This window comes from Kitasatospora sp. NPDC058492, from assembly GCF_042720685.1.
GTDB lineage: Bacteria > Actinomycetota > Actinomycetes > Streptomycetales > Streptomycetaceae > Kitasatospora.
The window spans coordinates 1-23571 of record NZ_JBHXMU010000011.1 but is presented as its reverse complement, the minus strand read 5'-3'; the positions used below and the strand labels follow the sequence as shown (position 1 = coordinate 23571).

General features: G+C 74.1%; 20 protein-coding genes and 1 tRNA gene. 16 read left to right on the top strand and 5 right to left on the bottom strand.

Going from position 1 to position 23571, the window contains the following annotated elements:
* Positions 1 to 68: 68 nt before the first annotated feature.
* Entirely contained in the window at positions 69 to 644 is a 576-nt protein-coding gene (locus ACFWPI_RS10155; RefSeq protein ID WP_063348083.1) for a 5-formyltetrahydrofolate cyclo-ligase, read from the bottom strand.
* Between the two features lie 114 nt (positions 645 to 758).
* Here ACFWPI_RS10155 and ACFWPI_RS10150 point away from each other — a divergent pair, with 114 nt between their 5' ends.
* The 8 genes from ACFWPI_RS10150 (at position 759) to ACFWPI_RS10115 (ending at position 7366) form a co-directional block, all read left to right on the top strand.
* On the top strand, positions 759 to 1670 hold the full coding sequence (locus tag ACFWPI_RS10150) for a GGDEF domain-containing protein (protein WP_380372776.1): 912 nt from the start codon (positions 759 to 761) through the stop codon (positions 1668 to 1670).
* A gap of 50 nt (positions 1671 to 1720) precedes the next feature.
* Positions 1721 to 2641: a UTP--glucose-1-phosphate uridylyltransferase GalU gene (gene galU, locus ACFWPI_RS10145; protein ID WP_063348081.1), complete on the top strand. Its 921-nt coding sequence runs from the start codon at positions 1721 to 1723 to the stop codon at positions 2639 to 2641.
* A gap of 25 nt (positions 2642 to 2666) precedes the next feature.
* A complete protein-coding gene (glp, locus tag ACFWPI_RS10140; protein ID WP_380372780.1) occupies positions 2667 to 4007 on the top strand; it encodes a gephyrin-like molybdotransferase Glp in 1341 nt (446 codons plus the stop codon).
* 318 nt (positions 4008 to 4325) lie between these two features.
* Complete coding sequence (gene moaC / locus ACFWPI_RS10135) at positions 4326 to 4766, top strand: cyclic pyranopterin monophosphate synthase MoaC (RefSeq protein WP_380372816.1); 441 nt, start codon at positions 4326 to 4328, stop codon at positions 4764 to 4766.
* A 37-nt stretch (positions 4767 to 4803) separates the two neighbouring features.
* The gene (locus ACFWPI_RS10130) at positions 4804 to 5307 is read left to right on the top strand and encodes a molybdenum cofactor biosynthesis protein B (RefSeq protein ID WP_063348079.1); all 504 of its coding nucleotides are present in this window, start codon (positions 4804 to 4806) and stop codon (positions 5305 to 5307) included.
* Positions 5308 to 5345: 38 nt separating this feature from the next.
* Positions 5346 to 5930 (top strand): GNAT family N-acetyltransferase, encoded by a 585-nt coding sequence (locus tag ACFWPI_RS10125; RefSeq protein ID WP_380372783.1) that lies wholly within the window; start codon positions 5346 to 5348, stop codon positions 5928 to 5930.
* Between the two features lie 149 nt (positions 5931 to 6079).
* A complete protein-coding gene (gene glpR / locus ACFWPI_RS10120) occupies positions 6080 to 7210 on the top strand; it encodes a gephyrin-like molybdotransferase receptor GlpR (RefSeq protein WP_380372786.1) in 1131 nt (376 codons plus the stop codon).
* An 82-nt stretch (positions 7211 to 7292) separates the two neighbouring features.
* Positions 7293 to 7366, top strand: a tRNA-Ala gene (locus tag ACFWPI_RS10115).
* Between the two features lie 232 nt (positions 7367 to 7598).
* On the opposite strand, the gene ACFWPI_RS10110 is transcribed toward ACFWPI_RS10115, so the two are convergent.
* Complete coding sequence (locus tag ACFWPI_RS10110; RefSeq protein WP_063348076.1) at positions 7599 to 8498, bottom strand: hypothetical protein; 900 nt, start codon at positions 8496 to 8498, stop codon at positions 7599 to 7601.
* 2 nt (positions 8499 to 8500) lie between these two features.
* Positions 8501 to 9820, bottom strand: a complete 1320-nt coding sequence (locus ACFWPI_RS10105; protein ID WP_380345724.1) for a VWA domain-containing protein — start codon at positions 9818 to 9820, stop codon at positions 8501 to 8503.
* Positions 9821 to 10006: 186 nt separating this feature from the next.
* On the opposite strand from ACFWPI_RS10105, the gene ACFWPI_RS10100 reads away from it, so the two are divergent.
* The 6 genes from ACFWPI_RS10100 to ACFWPI_RS10075 all read left to right on the top strand — a co-directional run bounded on the left by ACFWPI_RS10100 (position 10007) and on the right by ACFWPI_RS10075 (position 17856).
* Complete coding sequence (locus ACFWPI_RS10100; protein WP_380372790.1) at positions 10007 to 10855, top strand: ATP-binding cassette domain-containing protein; 849 nt, start codon at positions 10007 to 10009, stop codon at positions 10853 to 10855.
* A complete protein-coding gene (locus ACFWPI_RS10095; protein WP_380372793.1) occupies positions 10852 to 11535 on the top strand; it encodes an ABC transporter in 684 nt (227 codons plus the stop codon). Before ACFWPI_RS10100 ends, ACFWPI_RS10095 begins: the two co-directional genes overlap by 4 nt.
* 169 nt (positions 11536 to 11704) lie before the next feature.
* On the top strand, positions 11705 to 13072 hold the full coding sequence (locus tag ACFWPI_RS10090) for an FtsW/RodA/SpoVE family cell cycle protein (protein WP_380372796.1): 1368 nt from the start codon (positions 11705 to 11707) through the stop codon (positions 13070 to 13072).
* Complete coding sequence (locus tag ACFWPI_RS10085; protein WP_380372799.1) at positions 13072 to 14592, top strand: penicillin-binding transpeptidase domain-containing protein; 1521 nt, start codon at positions 13072 to 13074, stop codon at positions 14590 to 14592. Before ACFWPI_RS10090 ends, ACFWPI_RS10085 begins: the two co-directional genes overlap by 1 nt.
* 170 nt (positions 14593 to 14762) lie before the next feature.
* Positions 14763 to 16322: an amino acid permease gene (locus ACFWPI_RS10080; protein ID WP_380372802.1), complete on the top strand. Its 1560-nt coding sequence runs from the start codon at positions 14763 to 14765 to the stop codon at positions 16320 to 16322.
* A 124-nt stretch (positions 16323 to 16446) separates the two neighbouring features.
* Positions 16447 to 17856: a glycosyltransferase 87 family protein gene (locus tag ACFWPI_RS10075; protein WP_380345714.1), complete on the top strand. Its 1410-nt coding sequence runs from the start codon at positions 16447 to 16449 to the stop codon at positions 17854 to 17856.
* A gap of 25 nt (positions 17857 to 17881) precedes the next feature.
* Here ACFWPI_RS10075 and ACFWPI_RS10070 read toward each other — a convergent pair whose 3' ends face one another.
* The gene (locus tag ACFWPI_RS10070; RefSeq protein WP_380345712.1) at positions 17882 to 19648 is read right to left on the bottom strand and encodes a penicillin-binding transpeptidase domain-containing protein; all 1767 of its coding nucleotides are present in this window, start codon (positions 19646 to 19648) and stop codon (positions 17882 to 17884) included.
* A gap of 174 nt (positions 19649 to 19822) precedes the next feature.
* On the bottom strand, positions 19823 to 21700 hold the full coding sequence (locus ACFWPI_RS10065; protein WP_380372807.1) for a dolichyl-phosphate-mannose--protein mannosyltransferase: 1878 nt from the start codon (positions 21698 to 21700) through the stop codon (positions 19823 to 19825).
* A gap of 106 nt (positions 21701 to 21806) precedes the next feature.
* Between ACFWPI_RS10065 and rsmI the strand changes: the two genes are divergently transcribed.
* Positions 21807 to 22706 carry a 16S rRNA (cytidine(1402)-2'-O)-methyltransferase gene (gene rsmI, locus ACFWPI_RS10060; RefSeq protein WP_380345710.1) on the top strand — a complete coding sequence of 300 codons (900 nt, stop codon included), beginning with the start codon at positions 21807 to 21809 and terminating at the stop codon, positions 22704 to 22706.
* A 287-nt stretch (positions 22707 to 22993) separates the two neighbouring features.
* Positions 22994 to 23419 carry a hypothetical protein gene (locus ACFWPI_RS10055; protein WP_350877715.1) on the top strand — a complete coding sequence of 142 codons (426 nt, stop codon included), beginning with the start codon at positions 22994 to 22996 and terminating at the stop codon, positions 23417 to 23419.
* Positions 23420 to 23571: the final 152 nt, after the last annotated feature.

Below are 23571 nucleotides of genomic sequence, written 5' to 3'. Positions count from 1 at the left end.
GCTGCCCCCCCCCCCCCCCCCCCCCCCCGGCCCCCCCCCCCCCCCCCGGGGGGGGCCCCGCCGCCGTCTCACCCCAGCCTGCGCAGCCCGGCGGGCGTGACCGCCAGGTCCACCGGGCGGTCGTGCGGCTCGGCCGGCACCTCGTCCAGCAGCTCGTGCTCGTACAGCAGCACCGCCAGCACCGGCCGCGCGCCCGCCCGCCCCAGCCGGGCCAGCACCCGGTCGTAACTGCCGCCGCCGCGGCCCAGCCGCAGCCCCCGCCGGTCCACCGCCAGGCCCGGTAGCAGCACCACCGAGGCCTCCGTGACCGCCTCCGGGCCGAGCCGCGGGCCGACCGGCTCCAGCAGCCCGCGCCCGGCCGGGGCCAGCTCCTGCGGGCCCTGGTAGGCGGCCCAGTCCAGGTCGTTGTCGGGCAGCAGCACCGGCAGCAGGACCCGCACCCCGCGCGCCCGCAGCGCGTCCAGCAGCGGCCTGGTCCCGGGCTCGGCGCCCACCGACACGTACGCGGCCACGGTGGTGCCCGGCGCCGCCAGCTCCCCGGCGTGCCCGGCCAGCGCGTGCGCGGCCTCCGCGCGCCCGTCGGCGGAGAGTGCGCGGCGCCGGGTCAACAGCCGTGTCCTCAGATCGCTCTTCTCGTTGTGCATCGGATCCTCCGCAACTCTGTGCCGTCGAGCTGTGCCGCCGACCGGTCTCGCCGACTGGTCTCGCCGACCGGCGCCATCGACGCGCAGAGCCTGACATGCGAAAGGCCGCCGCGATTGTCCACCCCGCTGCTGGTCCAGGCCCTGGCCGTGCTCAGCGCCCCCGCGCTGGCCGGCGCCACCGTGCTCGGGCTGCGGCTGCGCCGGGGCGGCGCCGAAGCCGCCGCCCGGCAGGAGCAGCTGCGCGAGCGGATCGCCGAACTGGAGACCCACTGCGCCGACCTGGAGCGCACCGCCTCCTGCGACCCGCTCACCGGCGTGTGGAACTACCGCCACCTGCAGCTCACCCTGGACCGCGAGATCGAGCGCTCCCGCCGCGCCGAGCGGACCGACCAGCCCGAAGGACCACGCCCGCTGGCCGTGCTGCTGCTGGAGATCACCGGCTTCGACGCGGTCGTCGCCGAGCACGGCCGCGGCCGTGCCGGTGCGGTGCTGCGCGACCTCGCCCAGCGGCTGGCGATGGAGATCCGCCGCGCCGACACCCTCGGCCGCTACAGCGGCGAGGAGTTCCTGGTGGTGCTGCCGGACACCGGCGCCGAGGGCGCCGTGCAGGTCGCCGAGCGCCTGGTCTGGTCGGTCCGCCGGCACCTGCTGCTCGACTGGTCCTCCGGCCCGCGCGAGTCCCGCCCGGCGCACGGCAACGGCCTCACCGCCGCCGTCGGCGTCGCCGTGCTGCCCGAGGACGGCACCCACGCCGCCGTGCTGCTGCGCGCCGCCGACCGCGCGCTCGCCGAGGCCAGGGCGGCCGGCGGCGACTGCTGGCGGGTCCGCCCGGGCCCCGGCGACCGGTCGGCGGCGCGGCCGGCCGCCCCGCCCGCCGCCGGTGCGCAGCCCAACGCGACTGCCGAGCGTGACCGTTCAAAAAAGCCGGGTAGTCTGTCGCCCTGTGCCGGCGGGGACCCCCTCGCCCAGCCGGTCAATTCCCATACGCCTGCCGCCGTGGCCGGGCCCCGCGACGTGCTGTCCTAGCCGTCGACCGCGCTCGGCCGGGCGAAAACGTGCCTGAGTAAGGTAAACGCATGACGACGACCAACTCCCGAATCCCGGTAACCAAGGCCGTGGTACCCGCGGCCGGACTGGGCACCCGCTTCCTCCCGGCAACCAAGGCCACTCCGAAGGAGATGCTGCCCGTCGTCGACAAGCCGGCCATCCAGTACGTCGTCGAGGAGGCCTCCTCCGCGGGGCTGTCCGACATACTGATGGTCACCGGCCGTAACAAGCGGGCGCTGGAGGACCACTTCGACCGCGCGTACGAGCTGGAGGAGCTGCTCGCCCGCAAGGGCGACGAGGACCGCCTGCGCCGGGTCCGCGAATCCGTCGAGCTGGCCAACATGCACTACGTCCGCCAGGGCGACCCGAAGGGCCTCGGCCACGCCGTCTCGGTCGCCGAGCAGCACGTGGCCGGCCAGCCCTTCGCCGTCCTCCTCGGCGACGACCTGATCGACCCGCGCGACCCGCTGCTCGCCCGCATGATCGAGGTCCAGCAGGAGCTCGGCGGCTCGGTCGTCGCCCTCATGGAGGTCGACCCCTCCCAGATCCACCTCTACGGCTGCGCCGCCGTCAAGGCGAACGGCTTCGGCGAGGACGTCTTCCAGGTGACCGACCTGGTCGAGAAGCCCGAGACGAACGAGGCCCCCTCGAACTACGCCGTCATCGGCCGCTACGTCCTCGACCCGCTGGTCTTCGACGTGCTGCGGGAGACCCCGCCCGGCCGCGGCGGCGAGATCCAGCTCACCGACGCCCTGCGCGAGCTGACCACCCGCGACCCGGAGGCCGGCGGCCAGGTCCACGGCGTGCTCTTCAAGGGCCGCCGCTACGACACCGGCGACCGCGCGGACTACCTGCGCGCTATCGTCCGACTGGCCTCCGAGCGCGAGGACCTCGGCCCGGAGTTCCGCTCCTGGCTGCGCGAGTTCGTCGCCTCCGAGCTGCAGGACTGACACGACGACAGAGAGCGAGCCGCCGATGACCGGGTCCACCCACCACACCACCGGATCCGCCGCAGCCTGCTGCGACGGAACCACGGACCCGGCACCGGCGGCCCCCCGCCTCTGGACGGTGGACGAACACCTCAACGACGTCCTGGCCGCGGTCGGCCCGCTGCCCGCCATCGAGCTGCAACTGCTCGACGCCCAGGGCTGCCGGCTCGCCGAGGACGTCCTCGCCGACGGCGACCTGCCGCCCTTCGACAACAGCTCGATGGACGGCTACGCCGTGCGCACCGCCGACACCGTCGGCGCCACCGACCCGTACCCCTCGGTGCTCGCGGTCGTCGGCGACATCGCGGCCGGCGCGGGCGAACTGCCCCGGGTCGGGCCCGGCCAGGCCGCCCGGATCATGACCGGCGCCCCCGTCCCGCCCGGCGCCCAGGCCGTCGCCCCGGTCGAATGGACCGACGGCGGCACCGGCACCGGCGTGCCCGCCGACGCGATGACCGCGCCCGTCGAGGACGAGGAGGTCCGCGTCCTGCGCCCGGTCGCCGAGGGCGCCCACATCCGCCGCCGCGGCAGCGACGTCGCGGCCGGCACCAAGGTCCTGGGGGCCGGCACCCGGCTCGGCCCCACCCAGCTCGGCCTGCTCGCCGCGATCGGCCGCGCCACCGTCACGGTCCGCCCGCGCCCCCGGGTCGTGGTGCTGTCCACCGGCAGCGAGCTGGTCCAGCCCGGCGAGCCGGTCGGCCCCGGGCAGATCTCCGACTCCAACAGCTTCACCCTCACCGCGGCCGCCCAGGACGCCGGCGCCATCGCCTACCGGGTCGGCGCCGTCCCGGACCGGGCCGACCGGCTGCGCGCCGTCCTGGAGGACCAGCTCGGCCGGGCCGACCTGATCGTCACCAGCGGCGGGGTCAGCGTCGGCGCGTACGACGTGGTCAAGGAGGTCTTCGAGTCCTACGGCGGCGTCGACTTCCGCAGGCTGCGGATGCAGCCCGGCAAGCCGCAGGGCTTCGGCCGGATCGGCGGCCCGGCCGGCGTGCCGCTGCTCGCCCTGCCCGGCAACCCGGTCAGCGCCTACATCTCCTTCGAGCTGTTCGTCCGCCCGGTCATCCGCACCATGCTCGGCGCCGCCGACGTCCACCGCCCGGTGGTCCGCGCGCTCTGCCCGGCGGCGCTGCGCTCCCCGGCCGGCCGCCGGCAGTTCCTGCGCGGCCGCTACTCGGCGGCGGACGGCACCGTCGAGCCGGTGGGCGGCGCCGAGTCGCACCTGGTCGGCGCCCTGGCCCGGGCGAACTGCCTGATCACCGTCCCCGAGGCCGTCACCGCCCTGCCCGCCGGCAGCGAGGTCGACGTGGTCCTGCTCGGTTGCTAGGGCGTGTTTCATCATTCCCGCCGGGCGCGCGACGCCGGGCATCCCGCCTGACCGCACCGGCGAAACGTCCAAGTACGACCCAGTACGAGGACGTTTCGCCGGCACGCCCAGCCGGGCGCCCAACGCCGCGCGCTGATCCGACGCGAATGATGAAACACGCCCTGGGACATGTCCCGCGGACCAGGCCCCTCCCACGGGGTGGGGCGGGGGAGCTGTACGGTAGCGCGGTATTCCACCTGCGCGCCCCTGGAGCCACCCGTGACGACACCTCCCCCCGGCGACCGCCTCACCCACGTCGACGACCAGGGCGCGGCCCGGATGGTCGACGTCTCCGAGAAGGCCGCCACCGCGCGCACCGCCGTCGCGGCCGGCCGGGTCCGGGTCTCCCCGAAGGTGGTCGAGCTGCTGCGCGGCGAGGGCGTGCCCAAGGGCGACGCCCTCGCGGTGGCCCGGATCGCCGGGATCATGGGCGCCAAGAAGACCCCCGACCTGGTCCCGCTCTGCCACCCCATCGCCGTCTCCGGCGTCACGGTGGACCTCACGGTCGCGGACGACGCCGTCGAGATCACCGCCACCGTGAGGACCGCCGACCGCACCGGCGTCGAGATGGAGGCGCTGACCGCCGTCGCGGTGGCCGGCCTCACCGTCATCGACATGGTCAAGGCCGTGGACAAGGGCGCCGCCATCGAGTCCGTCCGGGTGCTCAGCAAGACCGGCGGCAAGAGCGGCGACTGGTTCGCGCCGGAGGCGGGCGAGTGAGCGGGCGGAACGGGTTCACCATCGAGGGGGCGGGCGCATGAGGGCGCTTGCGGTAACGGTCTCCAACCGGGCCTCGGCCGGCGTGTACGAGGACAGGGGCGGCCCGCTGCTGGTGGCCGGCCTGACCGCGATGGGCTTCACCGCCGACGGCCCCCGGGTCGTCCCGGACGGCGAGCCGGTGGAGGCCGTCCTGCGCGAGGCCGTCGCGGCCGGCTACGACGTCGTGCTCACCACCGGTGGCACCGGCATCTCGCCGATGGACCTCACCCCGGAGATGACCGCCCGGGTGATCGACCGGCAGGTCCCCGGCATCGCCGAGTCCATCCGCGCGTACGGCCGGGAGAAGGTCCCGACCTCGGCGCTCTCCCGCGGGCTGGCCGGGCTCGCCGGACGTACCCTGATCGTCAACCTGCCGGGCTCGACCGGCGGCGTCAAGGACGGCCTGGCCGTCCTCGAACCGCTGCTCGCCCACGCCGTCGACCAACTCGGCGGCGGGGACCACCCCCGGCCGGACGCACCAGCTTCCGGGAGAGCGCACTGAACGCCGGCTGGCCGGTAGAACTCCACGAGGGAGAGGTCGTGCTGCGCCCGATCCGGGCCCGCGACCAGCGCGAGTGGCAGGAGGTCAGCCTCCGCAACCGGGACTGGCTGCGCCGCTGGGAGGCGACCGTCCCGCCCGGTCCGGCCGGGCAGGCCGCCGGGCCGCGTCCGACGTTCCGGCAGATGGTGCGCTTCCTGCGCGGTGAGGGCTCGGCCGGGCGGATGCTGCCCTTCGTCGTGCTCTACAAGGGCCAGCTGGTGGGCCAGCTGACCGTCGGCGGCATCACCTGGGGCTCGATGTGCTCGGCGAACGTCGGGTACTGGATCGACGAGGCGGTGGCCGGCCGGGGCATCATGCCGACGGCCGTGGCGCTTTCCGTCAACCACTGTTTCCGCACCCTCGGCCTGCACCGGATCGAGGTCTGCATCCGCCCGGAGAACGGCCCGAGCCGCCGGGTGGTGGAAAAGCTCGGCTTCCGCTCGGAGGGAATCCGCCCGCGCTATCTCCACATCGACGGCGCCTGGCAGGACCACCTGGTGTACGCGCTGACCGCCGAGGAGGTGCCGGAGGGGATGCTGGAACGCTGGCGGTCGATCAGTTCAGGTCACGGGCCAAGTAATTGAATATATGTTCGAATCAAATATCGATATGGCATCGCCGCGACGGCGGACTGGCACAAATACCGGCAAAATAGTCGGAGAATCAGCTTGATCACACGACACGCCGAGCCAAATTGCTGCCAGGCCTTCCCGGCGCCCGTACGGTGTGGGTCGTGAGCAGTAGCGGCCTTATCTACGCCGTCATCGTAGGGGCCTGGGCCGCCTATCTGGTGCCGATGTGGCTCCGCAGGCAGGACGAACTCAACGAGGCGCGCCCGACGGAGCGCTTCAGCACCGCCATCCGCCTGCTGGCCGGGCGTTCGGGGCTGGAGCGGCGGGCGGCCCGGGCCCTGGGCGACGAACCGCGTGACGACGAGCACAGCAGCGACGGCCCTCCCGGACGGGACGGGGCCGCCTCAGGCGACCCCGCGGCGGACTCCGTGCCGCCCGTCGTGGAGCCCGAGTCCTCGGCCTCCGTCGAGCCTCCACCCGCGCCGGTGCCGGTGTCCGCGACCGCGACCGCGCCCTCGCCCGAGCGGGGTGCCCGGGGAGAGCGTCCGGGCTCCGCGCCGCACGGCGGGGCGCAGCGCCGGGCCCGGCTGCTGGCCCGCCGGCGCCGGATGGTCACCGCCCTCTTCCTGGCCTTCGCGCTCGGCGCCGTGGTCGCGGCGGTGGCCGGACTGGCCTTCCTCTGGGTCCCGGCCGTCCCGGCGACCCTCCTCACCCTGTACATCGGCCACCTGCGCAAGCTGGAGCGCCAGCGCTACGAGGTGAAGCTCGACCGTGCCCGGGCCGCCCAGGCGGCCGAGCGGCTGCGCAAGCGCGAGCAGCAGCGCGCCGCGGCCCGGAGCGTCCCCGCCGAGGCCGTCGACACCCAGGCCCACGCCCAGGTCCACACCCAGCCCCACGTCCGGGCCCACGCCCCGGCTCGTGCCCAGGCCCCGGCCGCCGAGGGGCGGGCCGGACGCCGCCCGCACCTGCGGCTGGCCGCCGACCCCGGCGAGGCCGCCGTCTCCGCGCCGTCCGCCTCCGCGGTGGCCGAGGCGACCGAGCACGAGGAGTGGGTCGACGGCATGCGCGAGCGCGGTGCGGCCGGCCCGGACTCCTGGGAGCCGGTGCCCGTCCCGCTGCCGACGTACGTCACGGCGCCGGTCGCCCCCAGGGTCTCCCGCGGCCTCGACCTGACGGCCCCCGGCACCTGGACCGCGGGCCGCCCCGCCGAGTCCGCCCGCAACACCCCGCTGTTCGACCAGTACGCCGAACCGTCGGCCCCCGACGCCCGCCCCCGCGCGGCCAACGAGTGACCTCCCCGGCCCCCGGACCAGCACCGCATCCCCGGGGGTGGTCACGGACCCCCTCCGGAAGGTGCTAGAGTTTCTTCTCGTTGGGGCTGTGGCGCAGTCCGGTAGCGCACCTCGTTCGCATCGAGGGGGTCAGGGGTTCGAATCCCCTCAGCTCCACCCAACAGAAGCCCCGCCCGGTCGTCAGACCGGGCGGGGCTTCTGCGTTGTCCGGGGTCGATCCCGCGCGGGGGTGCGGGAGTTGGCCGTGTGACGACCGTCACGGCGGGGTGGGCCGGTGAACTGACGGTCGGTCGCGGACGGGAGTGGGAGCAGGAGCGGAAACGGGAGTGGGAACGGCCGAGGGCCGGCCGGGGGAATCCGGCCGGCCCTCGGGGTGGGGCGGGGTGGGTCAGGGGCGCTGGGAGCCGGCGTAGGGGCCGGGCTGGGGGGCGCCGGACTGCGGCGGGACGGCGCCGTAGCGGGGCGGGCGGTAGCCGCGCGGGTGCCGGGTCAGGTTGTAGCCCAGGACGCCCGCCAGGGCGGCCAGGGCGCCGCCGCCGATGGTCCAGTACCAGCGGCTGTTCCAGCCGGAGAACCAGCCGGTGTACCAGTGTTCCTCGGCCGCCACCGGGGCGGCGGCCTTGGCGGTGCTGGCGCCGCCGCCGGCCGGCGGGACCAGCGGGGCCTTGAGCTCGCCGCCCTCCGGCTGGGCGTTGTCCGCGTTGCCCTTGGCGCTGACGTGCAGCTGGACGGAGGTGGCCAGGCCCAGGTCGGGCTGCGGGACGTCGCTGACCGAGAGCCGCACGTAGTAGGTGCCGGGCAGCGGGTCGCCGGACCACGGCTCGGCCCAGGAGCGGATCTCACGCAGGGTGCAGCTCAGCGTGAGCGTGCCGGTGTTCTGGTCGCCGGTGGCGTTCTGGGTGCCGGCGGTGCAGGACTGGCGGCGGCGGAGCCCGTCGAAGACCTCGGCGGACCAGGTCTGCGGGCCGTGCCGGTCGGTCGCGGGGGCCAGGTTGACGGTCAGGCCGATCGTCGGGGTCTGGCCCTCGGAGGCGCCGAACGCCCAGTACAGGTAGTCACCGGTGGAGGCGGCGACGTTGGCGTCCTGGCCGGGGGAGAGGTTGGTCGCGGTCAGGAAGGAGGTGCCGGCCTTGGTGGCCGGGGCCGGGGCGCCGCTCGCGCTCGCCGAGGGCGAGGGGGAGGCGGCGGAGGCGGCCGGGGCGGCCAGCGCGAGGGCGGGCAGCAGGGCGAGGGCGGCGAGGGCGCCGCGAAGGGTCGTGCGCGTGGTCGATCGTGTGGTCGGTCGCATGGTCAGTTCTCCCGCCAGACAGAGATCCGCCAGCGGGCGATCCAGCCGAACACCAGGCCGAACAGCAGTCCGGCGAGGGTGAGGGTGAGCAGCAGGATCCAGCCGCGGCCCAGGCCCATCGCCGCGCCCTCGGGGGCGGACGAGGCGGTGGCCAGGTCGACGGTCAGCTCCAGCGGCAGGCCGGGGTCGGCCTGGACGCCGGCCTGCGGGGCCAGCGAGTTGCTGACGACCAGGCAGACGGTGGTCTCCGGCTTGGCGCTCGACGAGGAGGTCGGGCCGGTGGTGATGTAGCCCTTGGAGTCGCTGGTGGACCAGCGCAGGCCGGTGGAGATCACGTCGGTGCGGCTGCTGCCGGCGTCGGTGCCGCGGACCAGCTCCTGGCCGGTCGCGCTGGTGGCCTGCAGCAGGACGCCGTAGTCCCGGGCCACCGCGCGGTCCAGGCCGACGCTGACCGAGGCGCGCAGCTCCTGGCCGGACTTGACCGGGACCTTGTAGACGCGGTGCTCGGAGAACTTCTCGCGGTCGCTGTACACGCCCGGGGCGAGCACCGGGGCGCTCTCGCACTTGTCGGCGCCGGAGGTCTTCACCGGGGTGACCGCGTAGGTGTCGTTGGAGCGGTCGACCAGCTGCTTCACCTTGTCGGTGAGCTGCTCCTGGGTGCGGACGTCGGTGTAGGTGCCGCCGGTCGCGTTGGCGATGCAGAGCAGCTGCTGGCGGGTCTTGTCGTCGTGGGCCAGGCCGAGGGTGTCGACGACCAGGTGGATGCCCTGGGAAGCGAGTTCACGGGCGACGTCGCAGGGGTCCGGCGGGGTGCAGGTGTCCTCGCCGTCGGTGATCAGCACCACCCGGCGGGTGGTCTCGCCCTTGCCGAGGTCCTGGGCCGCGCCGCGCAGGGCCAGGCCGATCGGGGTCCAGCCGGTGGGCCGCAGGGTGGCGATGGCGGTCTTGGCCTCGACCTTGTTGGTCTTGCCGACCGGGTACAGCTGCTTGGTGTCCTGGCAGCCCTGGGTCTTGTCGTTGCCGGGGTAGTTCGCGCCCAGGGTGCGGATGCCGAACTCGGTCTCCGCGGGCAGCGCGTCGATCACGTCGTTCAGCGACTGCTGGGCCACCGAGATCCGGCTCTTGCCCTGGATGTCCCGCTCGTTCATGGAGCCGCTGACGTCCAGGACGAGGTCGACCCTGGGGGCCTCCTTGGGCGCGGCGGCTCCGGCTGATGGTTCGTCGGCGTGGGCGGGCAGGCCGATGAGCAGCGAGGCGCCCGTTATCGCCAGGGCGCCCAGCAGGCTGCCGAGCCTGGTCTTTGGTCGTCGTCCGGTAGTCACCCGGTGATCCTAGGGATCATCAGTTCGCGATGGCCAAACGAGACCGGATCGTGCGCCACCCCGCCGCGGCGTGAACTCCGGCGCGTGGAAAGGCCGTCGGGGCTGCGAGGACTTACGTCCGCCCTACCCGGGCCGGATAGCCTTCCGTGCGGGTTTCGTGCGAGTCCGGGCGGGAGTGGGGGCGCGGTGGAGCTGACGGGGGTCGGCAAACGGTACGGGCGGCGCGGGCGGTGGGTCCTGTGCGGGGTCGATCTCGCGGTCGGGCCGGGGGAGTTGGTGCGGATCGCCGGGGCGAACGGGAGCGGCAAGTCGACGCTGCTCCGGCTGGCGGCCGGGATCGAGCGGCCGACCGCCGGGCGGGTGGCCCGCCCGGGCGGTGCCGCGTACGTGCCAGAACGCTTCCCGCCCGCGCTGCCGTTCGACGCCGCCTCGTACCTGCTGCGGGTGGGCCGGGTGCACGGGCTGTCGGCCGAGCGGGCGCGGCGGCGGGCCGGGGACTGGCTGGACCGCTTCGGCATCGCGGACCGGGCGGGCACGCCGCTGAGCCGGCTGTCGAAGGGCACCTGCCAGAAGGTCGCGGTCGCGCAGGCGCTGCTCGCGCAGGCCCCGGTCCTGCTGCTGGACGAGGCGTGGACCGGGCTCGACCCCGACGCCAGGGCGGTGCTGGACGAGGCGGCCGCCGAGCGGGCGGCGGACGGCGGGGCGGTGCTGTTCGTCGACCACGACCCGGCCCGGCTGGCCGGGCTGACCAGCGCCGCCTACCGGGTCGGCGCGGACGGCGCGCTGCGGCCCGCCGAGGAGGCGGGGCCCGCGCCGGACGGCGGCGGCCCGACGATGGAGGTCGAGGTGGACGTCCCGGACGGCACCCCGCTGCCGCCCCGGCTGCCCGGGGCGCCGCGGCTCACCCCGCTGGCCGGCACGGTCGTGCGGCTGACCGTGCCGGCCGCGCACACGGACGCGCTGCTGCGCCGGCTGCTGCTCGGCCGCCCGGTCGTCCGGGTGCTGGCGGTACGGCAGCGGGAGGGGCAGCGGTGAGGCAGCTCGGAGCGCTGACCCGGTACCACCTGGAACTGCTGGTGCGCTCGCACGCCTGGCTGCCGCCGTTCCTGGCGTACGCGCTGCTGCTGGTGGTGGGCGTGTCGGCGGGCAACCCGCTGCTGGGTGACCTCGGCTACGGCGCGGCCGTGCTGCTGCCGGTGAGCGCCTGGTACGTGCGCAGCGTGCTCGGGGCGGAGCCGCCGGCCTCGCGGGCCTGCCTGGTCGCGGCGGCGGGGCCGCTGCGGGTGCACCTGGGCGCGCTGCTGGCGGCGCTGACGGCCGGGCTGGCGCTGGCGGCGGCCGAGGTGGCGGTGCTGTGGTGGCTGAGCGGGACGGTGGCCAACCCGGGGGTGGAGCGGCAGCCGCCGGCCGGACCGGCGCTGGCGGCCGGGGCGTCGGCCGCGGTGGTGTGCGTGCTGCTGGGGGTGGCGGCCGGGGCGCTGGCGAACCGGCCGGTGCTGGCGCGGCCGCAGTACGGCATCGCGGTGGCGCTGGTGCTGGCCGCGCTGGAGCTGGTGGCGCCGCTCTCGCCGGCCAACGCGGCGGTCCGCGGTCTGGTTTCCGCGGCCCGCACCGGCCGGGTCGCCGTGCCGTGGGCGGAACTGCCGCTCGCCGCCGTCCTGCTGGCCGCGGCGGCGGCCGGGGCGGCGGCGCTGGCCGGACGGCGGCCCGAGTGAGCGGAGGATTCACGCCAAGAGCGGACACACCGCAGCAAAAAGCCGATAAATATGGATAGTGCTCGTTAGGGTGACGAACCTGGGTGAACCGGCTTCGTGTCGCCGGTCCATCCCGATTGGCATCCCCCCGGAACAGCGCTCCGGCTCCCCGCGACCCCCAGGACGGTCCGTGGCGACACCCCCCGCCGTGACGAGAACCGCAGCCGTGCCGACCAGGCGTACCACCGAGCTGCTGCTGGTCCTGGCCGCCGTGCTGATCGCCGTGTTCGGCTACGTCGAGGTCGGCGTCAACCTGGACGGCAGGGTGCCGGCCGGCGCGGTCGAGTACGGCGCCGCGCTCGGCGTGCTCGCCCTGCTGGCGCACGCCGTGGTCCGCCGGCGGGCCCGGTACGCGGACCCGCTGCTGCTGCCGATCGCGGTGCTGCTCAACGGGATCGGCCTGGTGGTGATCTACCGGCTCGACCGCGCCACCTCGGGCGCCGGCGCGGCCTCCACCCAGCTGCTCTGGTCGAGCCTGGGGGTGGCGCTGTTCATCGCGGTCGTGCTGCTGGTGCGCGACCACCGGCGGCTGCAGCGGTACGCCTACCTCGGGGCGCTGGTGGCGCTGGTCCTGCTGGTGCTGCCGATCTTCTTCCCGCCGGTGTACGGCTCGCGGATCTGGATCGTCATCGGGCCGCTGTCCTTCCAGCCGGGGGAGTTCGCCAAGATCCTGCTGGCCGTCTTCTTCGCCGCCTACCTGGCGGTGCACCGGGACGCGCTGGCGCTCACCGGCCGCCGGGTCTGGCGCTGGCAGCTGCCGCGCGGCCGGGTGCTCGGGCCGGTGCTGCTGATCTGGGCGGCGTTCGTCGGCGTCCTGGTGCTGGAGACGGACCTCGGCACCTCGCTGCTGTTCTTCGGCCTGTTCGTGGTGATGCTGTACGTGGCCACCGCGCGCACCGGGTGGATCGTGATCGGGCTGGCCCTGGCGGCGGTCGGGGCGGCCACGGTGGGCTGGCTCTCGCCGCACGTGCACAGCCGGGTGACGGACTGGCTGGACCCGCTGGGCTCGATCGCGGCGGGCAAGGGCGCCAACCAGATCGCCCAGTCGCTGTTCGCCTTCGCCTGGGGCGGGGAACTGGGCACCGGGCTCGGCAACGGGCACTCGGTGCTGATCGGCTTCGCCGCCAAGTCGGACTTCATCCTCGCCACCATCGGCGAGGAACTCGGCCTGACCGGGCTCGTCGCGGTGTTCCTGCTGTACGCGCTGCTGATCTCCCGGGGGTTCCGGACGGGCATCGCGCTGCGCGACCCGTTCGGGCGGCTGCTGGCGATCGGGCTGGCCGCGATCGTCGGCCTCCAGGTGTTCGTGGTGGCCGGCGGGGTGCTCGACCTCATCCCGCTGACCGGGATGACGCTGCCGTTCGTCGCGCAGGGCGGCTCCTCGGTGGTCACCAACTGGATCATCGTGGCGTTGCTGGTGCGGATGAGCGACATCGCGCGCCGGCCGGCCCCGGCCCCGGTCCTGCCCGTGTCCGCGTCCGGGTCGGAGGAGGACTGATGGCGCGCGCCCGCTCCCGTCCGCGTGCCCGGGGCAACGGGCCGCAGGGCCTGCCCGGCATCTCCGTCACCGGGCGCCGCGCGGGCGTCTTCTGCCTGCTGCTGGTCGCGGCGCTGTGCGTCCAGGCCACCCGGGTGCAGGTGTTCCAGGCCGAGGACCTCAACCACAACTCCGCCAACCAGCGGCTCACCATCGAGCGGTACTCGCAGCCGCGCGGCAACATCCGGGTCGGCGCGGACACCGTGACCGGCTCCGAGCCCACCGGCGGCCGGTACGACTACAAGCGCACCTACACCGACGGCCCGACGTACGCGGCCGTCACCGGCTTCGCCTCGCAGGCGTACGGCAACACCCAGCTGGAGGGGGTCGAGGACGACCTGCTGTCCGGGACGGACAGCAGACTGGCCGGCTGGGCGGTCTGGGACGCCGTCGCCCGCAGGCAGAACCCCGGCGGGGACGTCTACACCACCCTGAACCGGGCCGCCCAGGAGGCCGCGGTGCGCGGGCTCGGCAGCCAGAAGGGCGCGGTGGCCGCGATCGAGCCGGCCACCGGCCGGATCCTCGCCCTGGCCAGCACGCCGTCCTACGACCCGGGCAGCTTCGCCGGCTCCGCCGCGGCCGACCAGGCCGCCTGGAACCGGCTGCAGGCCGACACCGACCAGCCGATGCTCAACCGGGCGCTGCGCCAGACCTACCCGCCGGGCTCGACCTTCAAGGTGGTCACGGCGGCGGCCGCGCTCGCGGCCGGGGTGGTCACCGACCCCGAAGCGCCGACCGACGCGCCGTTCCCGTACGTGCTGCCCGGGACGACCACGCCGCTGGTCAACGACACCTCGGCGTGCGACCGGCCCGGCCAGTCGCTGGACACCGCGATGGTCCACAGCTGCAACAGCGTGCTGGGCTACCTCGGGGTGCGGACCGGGCTGGGCCCGATGGTGGCGATGGCCGAGAACTTCGGCTTCAACGACGCCAGGCTGGACATGCCGGTGCGCCCGGCCCGGTCCAACTTCGACACCACGATGAACCAGTCGCAGGTGGCGCTCTCCTCGATCGGGCAGTTCGACACCGCGGCGACCCCGCTGGTGATGGCGATGGTCGCGGCCGGGATCGCCAACGACGGGACGGTGATGCGCCCACAGCTCGTGGACAAGCTGACGAAGGGCGACGGCACCGCGGTGCAGCTGATGAAACCCGCCGTGTACCGGCGGGCGATGACCCCGGCGGTGGCCGGGCAGGTGCAGAAGCTGATGGCCGACGTGGTGGAGAACGGCACCGGCGGCAACGCCCGGATCGGCGGCGCGGTGGTCGGCGGGAAGACCGGCACCGCGCAGCACGGGGTGGACAACAGCGGGACGCCGTACGCCTGGTTCATCTCCTGGGCCAAGCCCGCCGGCTCGGACGCGGTGCCGCCGGTGGCGGTGGCCGTGGTGATCGCGGACAGTGACGCCACGGACGTCACCGGCGGCGGGCTGGCCGCGCCGATCGCCCGCTCGGTGATGCGGGCGGTGCTGGGCCGCTGAGCTGCTGCTTTAGCTGCTGGACGGCGAATCCGCCGTCTGCGAAGTGTCCGGTTTGTATAGGCTCATGCGCCAATTCGTACAATGCGCCGATCCGGACTGTTCGTTTGCGACACTGGTGCTTTCGCGGGGTACTGTCCCATCTTTGTTCGGTTGGTCCCCGATGACACCCCATGGCGCGTCGAGTGACCGGCCGCCAGGACACCCTCCCCCCGCCCAGAAGGACCGCAGTTGTGACCAGCAACTCTCTCGGTGCGCGTCTGCTGCGACGCAAGCCCGTCTCGTCCCTCATCGCCGAGAGCGAGGGCCAGGACGGCCTCCCGGCCGGTGCGCCCGAGGAGGGCGGACGCTCCGGCATCCACCTGCGCCGCACGATCGGCCTCTGGCAGCTGTCCTCGATCGGCATCGGCGCCACCATCGGCACCGGCATCTTCTTCGTGCTCAGTACCGCGGTGCCCTCGGCCGGACCGGCCGTCATCCTGTCCTTCGTGCTCGCCGCGGTCACCGCCGGACTCACCGCGCTCTGCTACGCCGAGATGGCCTCCGCGATCCCGGTCTCCGGATCCTCGTACTCCTACGCCTACGCCACCCTCGGCGAGGGCGTCGCGTTCGGCGTCGGCATCTGCCTGCTGATGGAGTACGGCGTCTCCGCCTCCGCGATCGCGGTGAGCTGGGCCGAGTACCTGAACAAGTTCTTCGACCTGGCCTTCGGCTTCACCATCCCGGAGCAGCTGTCCGGCGCGCCCAACGACACCCACTGGTTCAACCTGCCGGCGCTGCTGCTGGTCGCGATGGTCTGCGTGCTGCTCACCCGCGGCGTCAGCGAGTCGGTGAAGGTCAACGCGGCCATGGTCGGGATCAAGATCCTGATCCTGCTGCTGTTCGTCGGCATCGCGCTCACCGGCTTCCACTCCGGCAACCTGACCCCGTTCATGCCGCTCGGCATCGGCGGCGTGCAGGTCGCCGCGTCCAGCATCTTCTTCTCCTTCATCGGCCTGGACGCCGTGTCCACCGCCGGTGAGGAGGTCAAGAACCCGCGCCGCACCCTGCCGCTGGCGATCATCATCTCGCTGGTCGTGGTGACCCTGCTCTACATCCTGGTCGCCCTCGCCGGCATCGGCGCCCAGCCGTGGCAGAAGTTCGAGGGCCAGGAGGCCGGCCTCGCCCAGATCCTCCAGGACATCACCGGCCAGACCTGGCCCTCGATCGTCTTCGCGATCGGCGCGATCATCTCGATCTTCAGCATCACCCTCGTGGTGATCTACGGCCAGACCCGCATCCTGTACTCCATGGGCCGCGACGGCATGCTGCCCAAGCGCTTCGCCGAACTCTCCCCGCGCACCGGCACCCCGGTCTGGAACACCCTCGTGGTGGGCCTCGGCGTCGGCGCGCTGGCCGCCTTCGTCCCGCTGAAGGAGCTGGCCGACATCACCAGCCTCGGGACGCTCATCGCCTTCTCGGTCGTCTCGATCGGCGTGATCATCCTGCGCCGCACCCAGCCCGACCTGCCGCGCGGCTTCAAGGTCCCCGGCTACCCGGTCGTCCCGCTGCTCAGCGTCGCCTTCTGCGCCTACCTGATCACCGGCCTGCACGCCGACACCTTCCGGGCCGGCGCGATCGCCCTCGCCGTCGCCGTGGTCGTCTACTTCGGCTACAGCATCAAGCACTCCAAGCTGGAGCAGCAGGCACAGGCCGCCGCGGCGGACAGCTCCACCGGCCACCGCAACAGCTGAGCCGGACGAATCCGGACATGAGGGGCCGCCGACCACGACACTCGGCGGCCCCCCTCATGCCGCCTCCCGCCACGTGCCCCACGCCATGGCGACAGGGCCCGGCCACCACCCATAACCTTCCACCATGGTGAGCACCCGCACGCCCGGCTTCTCCCGCCCGCGCGGCCGCTTCACCGGCCGCAGCAGAACGCCGGCCCCGCCGACCCCCGCCGCAGCGCCGTCCGGACCAGGACGACCGCCCCTCGGCTTCTCCAGTCGGCCGTTCCCCCGCCAGCGTGGCGAGAGCACGTTCCCACCCACGCCCGATCGGCTGAATCCCGCCCGACTCGCCTCGATGCGCACCGTCCAACTGCTCGGCTGCCTGATCGCGGCCGGCTGGGCGGCCGCCTTCCCGCTCGTCTCCGACCTGCCCAACCAGCGGATGTGGGGTTTCATCGCGGCCCCCGCCTACGTCCTGGCCGGGCTGCTCTGCCTCACCCTGCCGCGCCGCTACGCGGCCCGCGCCGCCGCCGTGGTCGCCCTCGCCGGGGCCGTCCTCGCGCCGCTCGCCCTGCTCGCCGTGCAGGGCCGCCACCAGTCCGAGGTGATGGTGGTCGAACGCTCGGCCCACCTGCTGCTCACCACCGGCAGCCCGTACCTGTCGCACCCGGTGGTCGTCACCGACTACAACCCGTACCTGCCGGCCATGACCCTGTTCGGGATGCCGCGCCAACTGCTGGGCGACGGCTCCGACCTCGCCCAGGTCGCCGGGGACGCCCGGATCTGGTTCGCGCTGGCCTTCGTGGTCTGCCTGCTGGCCAGCTGGCGGCTGCTGCGGCCCACCCGCGAGCGCGCGCCGCTGCTGCCGCTCGCCGTGCTCACCGCCTCGCCGCTGATCTCGCTGGCCCTCGTCGTCGGCGGGGTGGACCTGCCGCTGATCGGCCTCTGCTGCCTCGCCATGGCACTCGCCGAGCGGGACCGCACCGTCGGCGCCGGCCTGGTGCTCGCCCTCGCCTGCACCCTCAAGTGGACGGCCTGGCCGGCGCTGCCGGTCGCCGCCCTGCTGCTGTGGCGCCTGTACGGCCGCCGGCCCGCCGCCCGGACCACCCTGATCGCGCTCGGCACCGGCCTGGCCGTGCTCCTGCCCTCCGTGCTGACCCGGGCGGACGCGCTGCGCGAGCAGGTGGTGCGCTTCCCGCTCGGGCTCACCGCCATCCGCACCCCGGCCGGCAGCCCGCTGCCCGGCAAGGTGCTGGCCGGCTTCGGGCCGACCGGGCACTCCGTCTCGCTGGCGCTGATGACCATGGGCGGGATCGGGGTGGCCATCTGGCTGCTCGCCCGGCCGCCGGTGTCCGCGATCGCGGCCGCCGACCTGCTGGCCGCCGGGCTGGCGATCGCGTTCATGCTCGCCCCGGCCGGGCGGTTCGGCTACCTCGCCCTGCCGGTGGTCCTGGTGATCTGGCCGCGGCTGGCGGCCCGGCGCTGGAGCAGCCGGCGCCCGATCCCGCCGCACCGGCTCCCGGGCAGACCGGAGCCCGCCCTGCCGCGGGGCTGAGCGGGCTCCGGTCGGACGGGTTGTTCTAGCGGCCCGCGGCCTTGAGCAGCGAGGCGACGGCCGGGCCGGCCGCGTCCACGCCGTGGCCGCCGCCCTGCACCTCGGCGGCGACCGCGATGTTGCCGCGGAAGGCGGTGAACCAGCTGTTGGTGGTGGACGCGCCGGCGACCTCGGCGGAGCCGGTCTTGGCACCCGCGTTGTCGGTGATCCCGGCCATCACGTCCTTGGCCGTGCCGCCGGTGGCGGTGGCGTTCATCATCGCGCGCAGCTTGCCCGCGACGTCCGGCGCGATCTGGCGGGCCGCCGCCTGCTGCGGCAGGCCGGGGACCAGGATCGGCTGCTTGAACGCGCCGCTCTGGACGGTCGCGGTGATCGAGGCGATGGCCAGCGGGTTCATCTGGACCTTGCCCTGGCCGATGTAGTTCATGGCCTGCTCGTCCTTGCTGCCCGGCGTCGGCGGCACCTTGCCGTCGGTGTTCGGCAGGCCGGTCTTCCACTCCAGGCCGATGCCGAACACGTCCTTGGCCGTGCTGGACAGCGTCTCGGGCTTGAGACTGGTCAGGCCCTGGTTGATGAAGGCCGTGTTGCAGGACATCATGAAGTCCTGCTGGAGCGTGTTGTTGGGGAAGGCGCCCGGGAAGTCGTTCGGGATCGCGACCGGGTTGCTGCTCTTCTCCGGGCAGGCCACCACGGTGTCCGGGTTGACCCCGGCCTCCAGCAGCGCCGTCGAGGTGACGATCTTCATCGTCGAGCCGGGCGCGAGCAGGCCGGTGAAGGCCCGGTTCTGACCGTTGGCCGGCGCGTTGGCGAAGGCCAGCACCTGGCCGGTGCTCGGCTCGATCGCGGCGACGGATCCGGACTTGCCGCCCAGGTCCGTCATCGCCTTCTCGGCCGCCGCCTGGATGGTGTTGTCGATGGTCACCTTGAACGGCTTGCCGGGCTTGGGCTCGACGATGGTGAACAGCTTGTCCGCGGCCCCCTTGCCGGCCGGGTCGCTGATCACCACCGCGCTGCCCGCGTCCTGGTCCTTGTTCGGGTCCGGCGGCAGCAGCTTGTGGGCGTTGTCCTGGAGGGTGGACAGCAGCGCCGGGGTGAGCGATGCGCCCTGCAGCGGCTTGCCGTTGCGGTCCACCACGGTGGACGGCGGGGCGAAGACCTGCTGGGTGGCGATCGTCTCGTTGCCGGACAGGTGCGGGTGGATCACCGTCGGCGCCCAGTGCACGGCCGGGGTGTTGTCGCTCATCTTCACGACGTTCAGGAAGCCGTTGTAGTCCCAGACCCGGTTGGTGCCGGCGAACTCGGCGCGCGCCTTGAAGCCCATCAGCACACCGGCGGGGCCGGCCGAGGCGGAGGCCGACGGCGAGTCGGTGGCACCCGGGGTCGCGCCCGCCGACGGCGTGGCCGAGGCTCCGGCGGAGGGCTTGGCCGGCGCGGGGGTGCCGGTGGCCGAGGCGAAGGCCTGCGGGGTGGCCGGGCCGGCCGGGGCCAGGGTCAGCGCGCTCGGCTTGACCTGGTCGCGGAACGCCGTCAGCGCGGTGGTGGCCGCGGCCGGGTCGTCCGTCAGCGCGGCCGCCTTGTCCAGCTCGCCGGCCGCCCAGGCCGCCAGGAAGTCCTTCGCACCGTTGGTCGCCTGCTCGGCCGAGGGCGGCTCGGCGACCACCGTGCGGGGCTTCTTCGCCGAGGACGATCCGGAGTCCGAGCCGCCCATCAGGCTGTACGCCCCGTAGCCACCGCCTGCGAGCACGGCGACGGAGACGCCGGTGATGATGCCGATCTTCGCGCCTCTGCGCATGGTGCTGTTCCCCCAAGGGTCTGCCGGACGGGCGCAACCGACCGGGGCCGGACACGCTGTTCCCCCCACCCTAGGCAGCGCCGATCGGTGCGCCGACGAAATGCCCGCGAGTTGTGACGGATCTGGTACGTGTCGTGCACCGCATACGGACGATTCAGGGAACAGCGGTGTCGATCAGATCCAGCTGTTGAACCACATCCGCTGGCGCCAGTCGTCCATCGGAATCGTCTGCCCGGTGAACAGCGGGAAGAAGAAGAGGAAGTTCCACACGATCAGCAGCACCAGCAGCCCGGCCGCCGCCGAACCGATGATCCGGCGGTCCCGGGAGGCGCCCGGCGGCCCGATCAGCGCACCGACCAGCATGGTCACCGCGAGCACCAGGAACGGGACGAACACCACCGCGTAGAAGAGGAAGATCGTCCGCTGCTGGTAGGCGAACCACGGCAGGTAGCCGGCGGCCAGGCCGCACAGCACCGCTCCGGCCCGCCAGTCCCGCCGCGCCACCCAGCGCCACAGGCAGTACACCAGCGCCACCACGGCCGCCCACCACAGCAGCGGGGTGCCGATGCCCAGCACCTCGCGGGCGCACTCGGCGGCCGTGCAGCCGCTCTGGCCCTGCTTGGGGGACTCGTAGAAGAACGAGACCGGCCGGCCCAGCACCAGCCAGGACCACGGGTTCGACTGGTAGGTGTGCGGGTCGCTCAGATGGGTGTGGAAGTCGTAGACCGTCGAGTGGTAGTGCCACAGGGCGCGCAGCCCCTCGGGTATCCACGGGTAGTCCGTCGAGCGGCCGACCGCCCAGTCCCGGCCCCAGCCGCCCTTGCCCGGCACGTTGCTGCTGGCGAACCAGCCCCACCAGGACGTGACGTAGACGACCAGCGACACCACCACGACCGACACGAAGGCCGGCACCACGTCCCGGGCGAGCGTCGCCAGGTACGGGCGCGGGGCCCCGGCCAGGCGGCGGGCGCCGACGTCCCACAGGACCGTCATCACGCCGAAGGCCGCCGCGACGTACAGGCCGCTCCACTTGGTGGCGCAGGTCAGGCCGACGCAGACGCCGGCCGCGATCCGGTACGGGCGCCAGCCCAGGTTCGCCCGCTGCGCCAGCACCGCGTCCGCCACCCCGCCGAGCCGGTCGGCCAGCCGGGCCCGGGTGCGGTCGCGGTCCAGCAGCAGGAAACCGAAGGCGGCGAGGATCCAGAACATCACCACCAGGTCCAGCAGCGCGGCGCGGCTGAGCACCAGGTGCAGGCCGTCCACCGAGAGCAGCAGGCCGGCCACGCAGCCCAGCAGGGTCGAGCGGAACAGCCGGCGGGCGATCCTGGCCACCATCAGCACCGACAGCGTGCCGAGCAGGGCCACCGCGAACCGCCAGCCGAAGGGGTTCATGCCGAACAGCATCTCGCCGGCGCCGATGATCCACTTGCCCACCGGCGGATGGACCACGTAGGACGCCGCCGAGCGGTACGGGACGGCCGCGCCGGGCGTCATGATCTGCTCGTTGGCGCCGTCCGGCCAGTTGATCTCGTAGCCGCCGTGCCAGAGCGCGTAGGCGTCCTTGGCGTAGTACGTCTCGTCGAAGATGATCGCGTGCGGCTGGCCGAGGTTGGTGAAGCGCAGGATCCCGGCGAACACCGCCACCGCGATCGGGCCCAGCCAGCCGGACCAGCGGCACAGCCACGACCACACGGCCGGCGGCACGGACACGCCCAGCCGCAGCAGCAGCGGCGACGGGGGCACCACCGCCGGGGTCACCCCGGGGCCGTCCGGCATCGGCGGGGCCAGGCGCTCGGCCAGCGGGGCCACCGGGCGGCCGGCGTAGCCGAACCCGGCCAGCCGCTCGCGCCAGCTCCGCGCGGCGCTGCCGGGTTGGTCGGGCTGGTCCGGGTCGTCGAACTGGTCGGGTCGGTCGGGCTGTGCGGGGCTCCCGGCCTGGTCGGCGGGCCGCGGAGCCGGGACGGCGGAGGACGGCAGGCCGGCCACGTCGCCGCCATCCTGCGCGGTGTGGTCTGTACCAGTGGGCGTGCGAGCCGCCGTGTCGCCGTTCATCCGCCACATCGTAGGGGCGCTTCTCGCACACGTGACCGCTCCCTCGGAAGCTGCCCGAATCGTCACCAAAAGCCCCCGGGCCGCGGTAGCTGCAAGGATGGGGCCCGTGACAGGAGTACTCGTTCTCGCAGGCACCCCCATCGGCGACGTCTCGGACGCCCCGCCCCGGCTGCTCACCGAACTGGCCACGGCGGACGTGATCGCGGCCGAGGACACCCGGCGGCTGCGCCGGCTCACCCAGGCGCTCGGGGTGACCCCGGCCGGGCGGGTGGTCTCCTACTTCGAGGGCAACGAGGTCGGCCGCACCCCCGAACTGGTCGAGGCACTGCTCGGCGGCGCCCGGGTGCTGCTGGTCACCGACGCGGGCATGCCGTCCGTCTCCGACCCCGGCTACCGGCTGGTCGCCGCCGCCGTCGAGGCCGACGTCAAGGTCACCGCGGTGCCCGGGCCGTCCGCCGTGCTCACCGCGCTCGCGCTGTCCGGCCTGCCCGTCGACCGCTTCACCTTCGAGGGCTTCCTGCCGCGCAAGACCGGCGACCGGGCCCGGCAGCTGGCCTCGATCGCGGCCGAGCCGCGCACCATGGTCTTCTTCGAGGCGCCGCACCGGATCGCCGAGGCGCTCGCCGCGATGGCCGAGGCGTTCGGCGCCGACCGGCCCGCCGCCGTCTGCCGCGAGCTCACCAAGACGTACGAGGAGGTGAAGCGCGGGCCCCTGGGCGACCTGGCGGCCTGGGCCGCCGAAGGCGTCAGGGGCGAGATCACCGTCGTCGTCGCGGGCGCCCCGCCGGCGGCGCCGCAGGAGCTCACCCCCGCCGAGCTGGCCCGGCTGGTGGCCGTCCGGGAGGAGGCCGGGGAGCGCCGCAAGGAGGCCATCGCGGCCGTCGCGGCGGAGCTCGCGCTGCCGAAGCGGGAGGTGTTCGACGCGGTGGTGGCGGCCAAGAACGAGGCGAAGAACGAGGCCGGGGGCGGGGCCGCGAAGGGGGCCGGGAACGGGGCCGGGAAGTAGCGCCGGAAGCGGGCCCGGCGGCGGCCGGGACGGGGCCCTGAAAGAGGGGTGAATTCCGGGGGTTGCGTGACTCCGGGGGAGTCGTACCTTTGAGGGAAGGCCCCGGTAAACGCCCACGGAGCTGAAGATTCGGTCGCGGTTTCCGGAACGATCCAGGCCTTTCGTATAGGAGTTCCCAACCCGCGTCCAACTCTTCACAAGCAGGGCATCGGCCGAGGCCGTCAGGGCATTTCCTGGAATGGAAAGACCCAGCCGGGCGAGCGCCCGGCGGGCGCTGGGAGACGGCTATGAGCGAGATGATCGGTAGCCCCCTCGGTGGCAACGCGCTGAGCGCCCCCGGCCTGGCCGGAAGGCCGCACACTCCCGTCGAGACCGTGCGGGAGGCCTACTCCTTCGCCTGCCTGCGATGCGGGTACGGCTGGGAGCAGGCGTACGACATCGAGCACCACGCCGGCAAGGACGGGCACGTCGTGTTCGAATACCACGCCAACGGTGTCCGGGTACCGTCCCCGCTGCTCAAGCCGACCTGCCCGGGGTGTGGCGGACACACCGTCCGGATCATGCGCGAGGGCCGGGTCGCCACCGCCGACCAGTCCTGGCACCACGCTCCCGGCTACCCGGCGCACGCCGAGCCGGCCGGGGCGCCCCCGGTGTCCGACCCCGTGAAGCCGCGCGGACGCTGGGCCCGGTTCTGGTCGCGGCTGCTGGGCTGACCGCCGACACCGGGAGCGCACGCGGGGGCGCACCGGGGGCCCCCCCCCCCGGGGCGCGCCGCGGGGGGGGCCCCCCCGCGCCGCGGGAGGGGGGGTACGGTGGGGGGGGGGGGGGGGGCCCCCCGAACAGGTGCGCCCAAGGCGGCCACGGC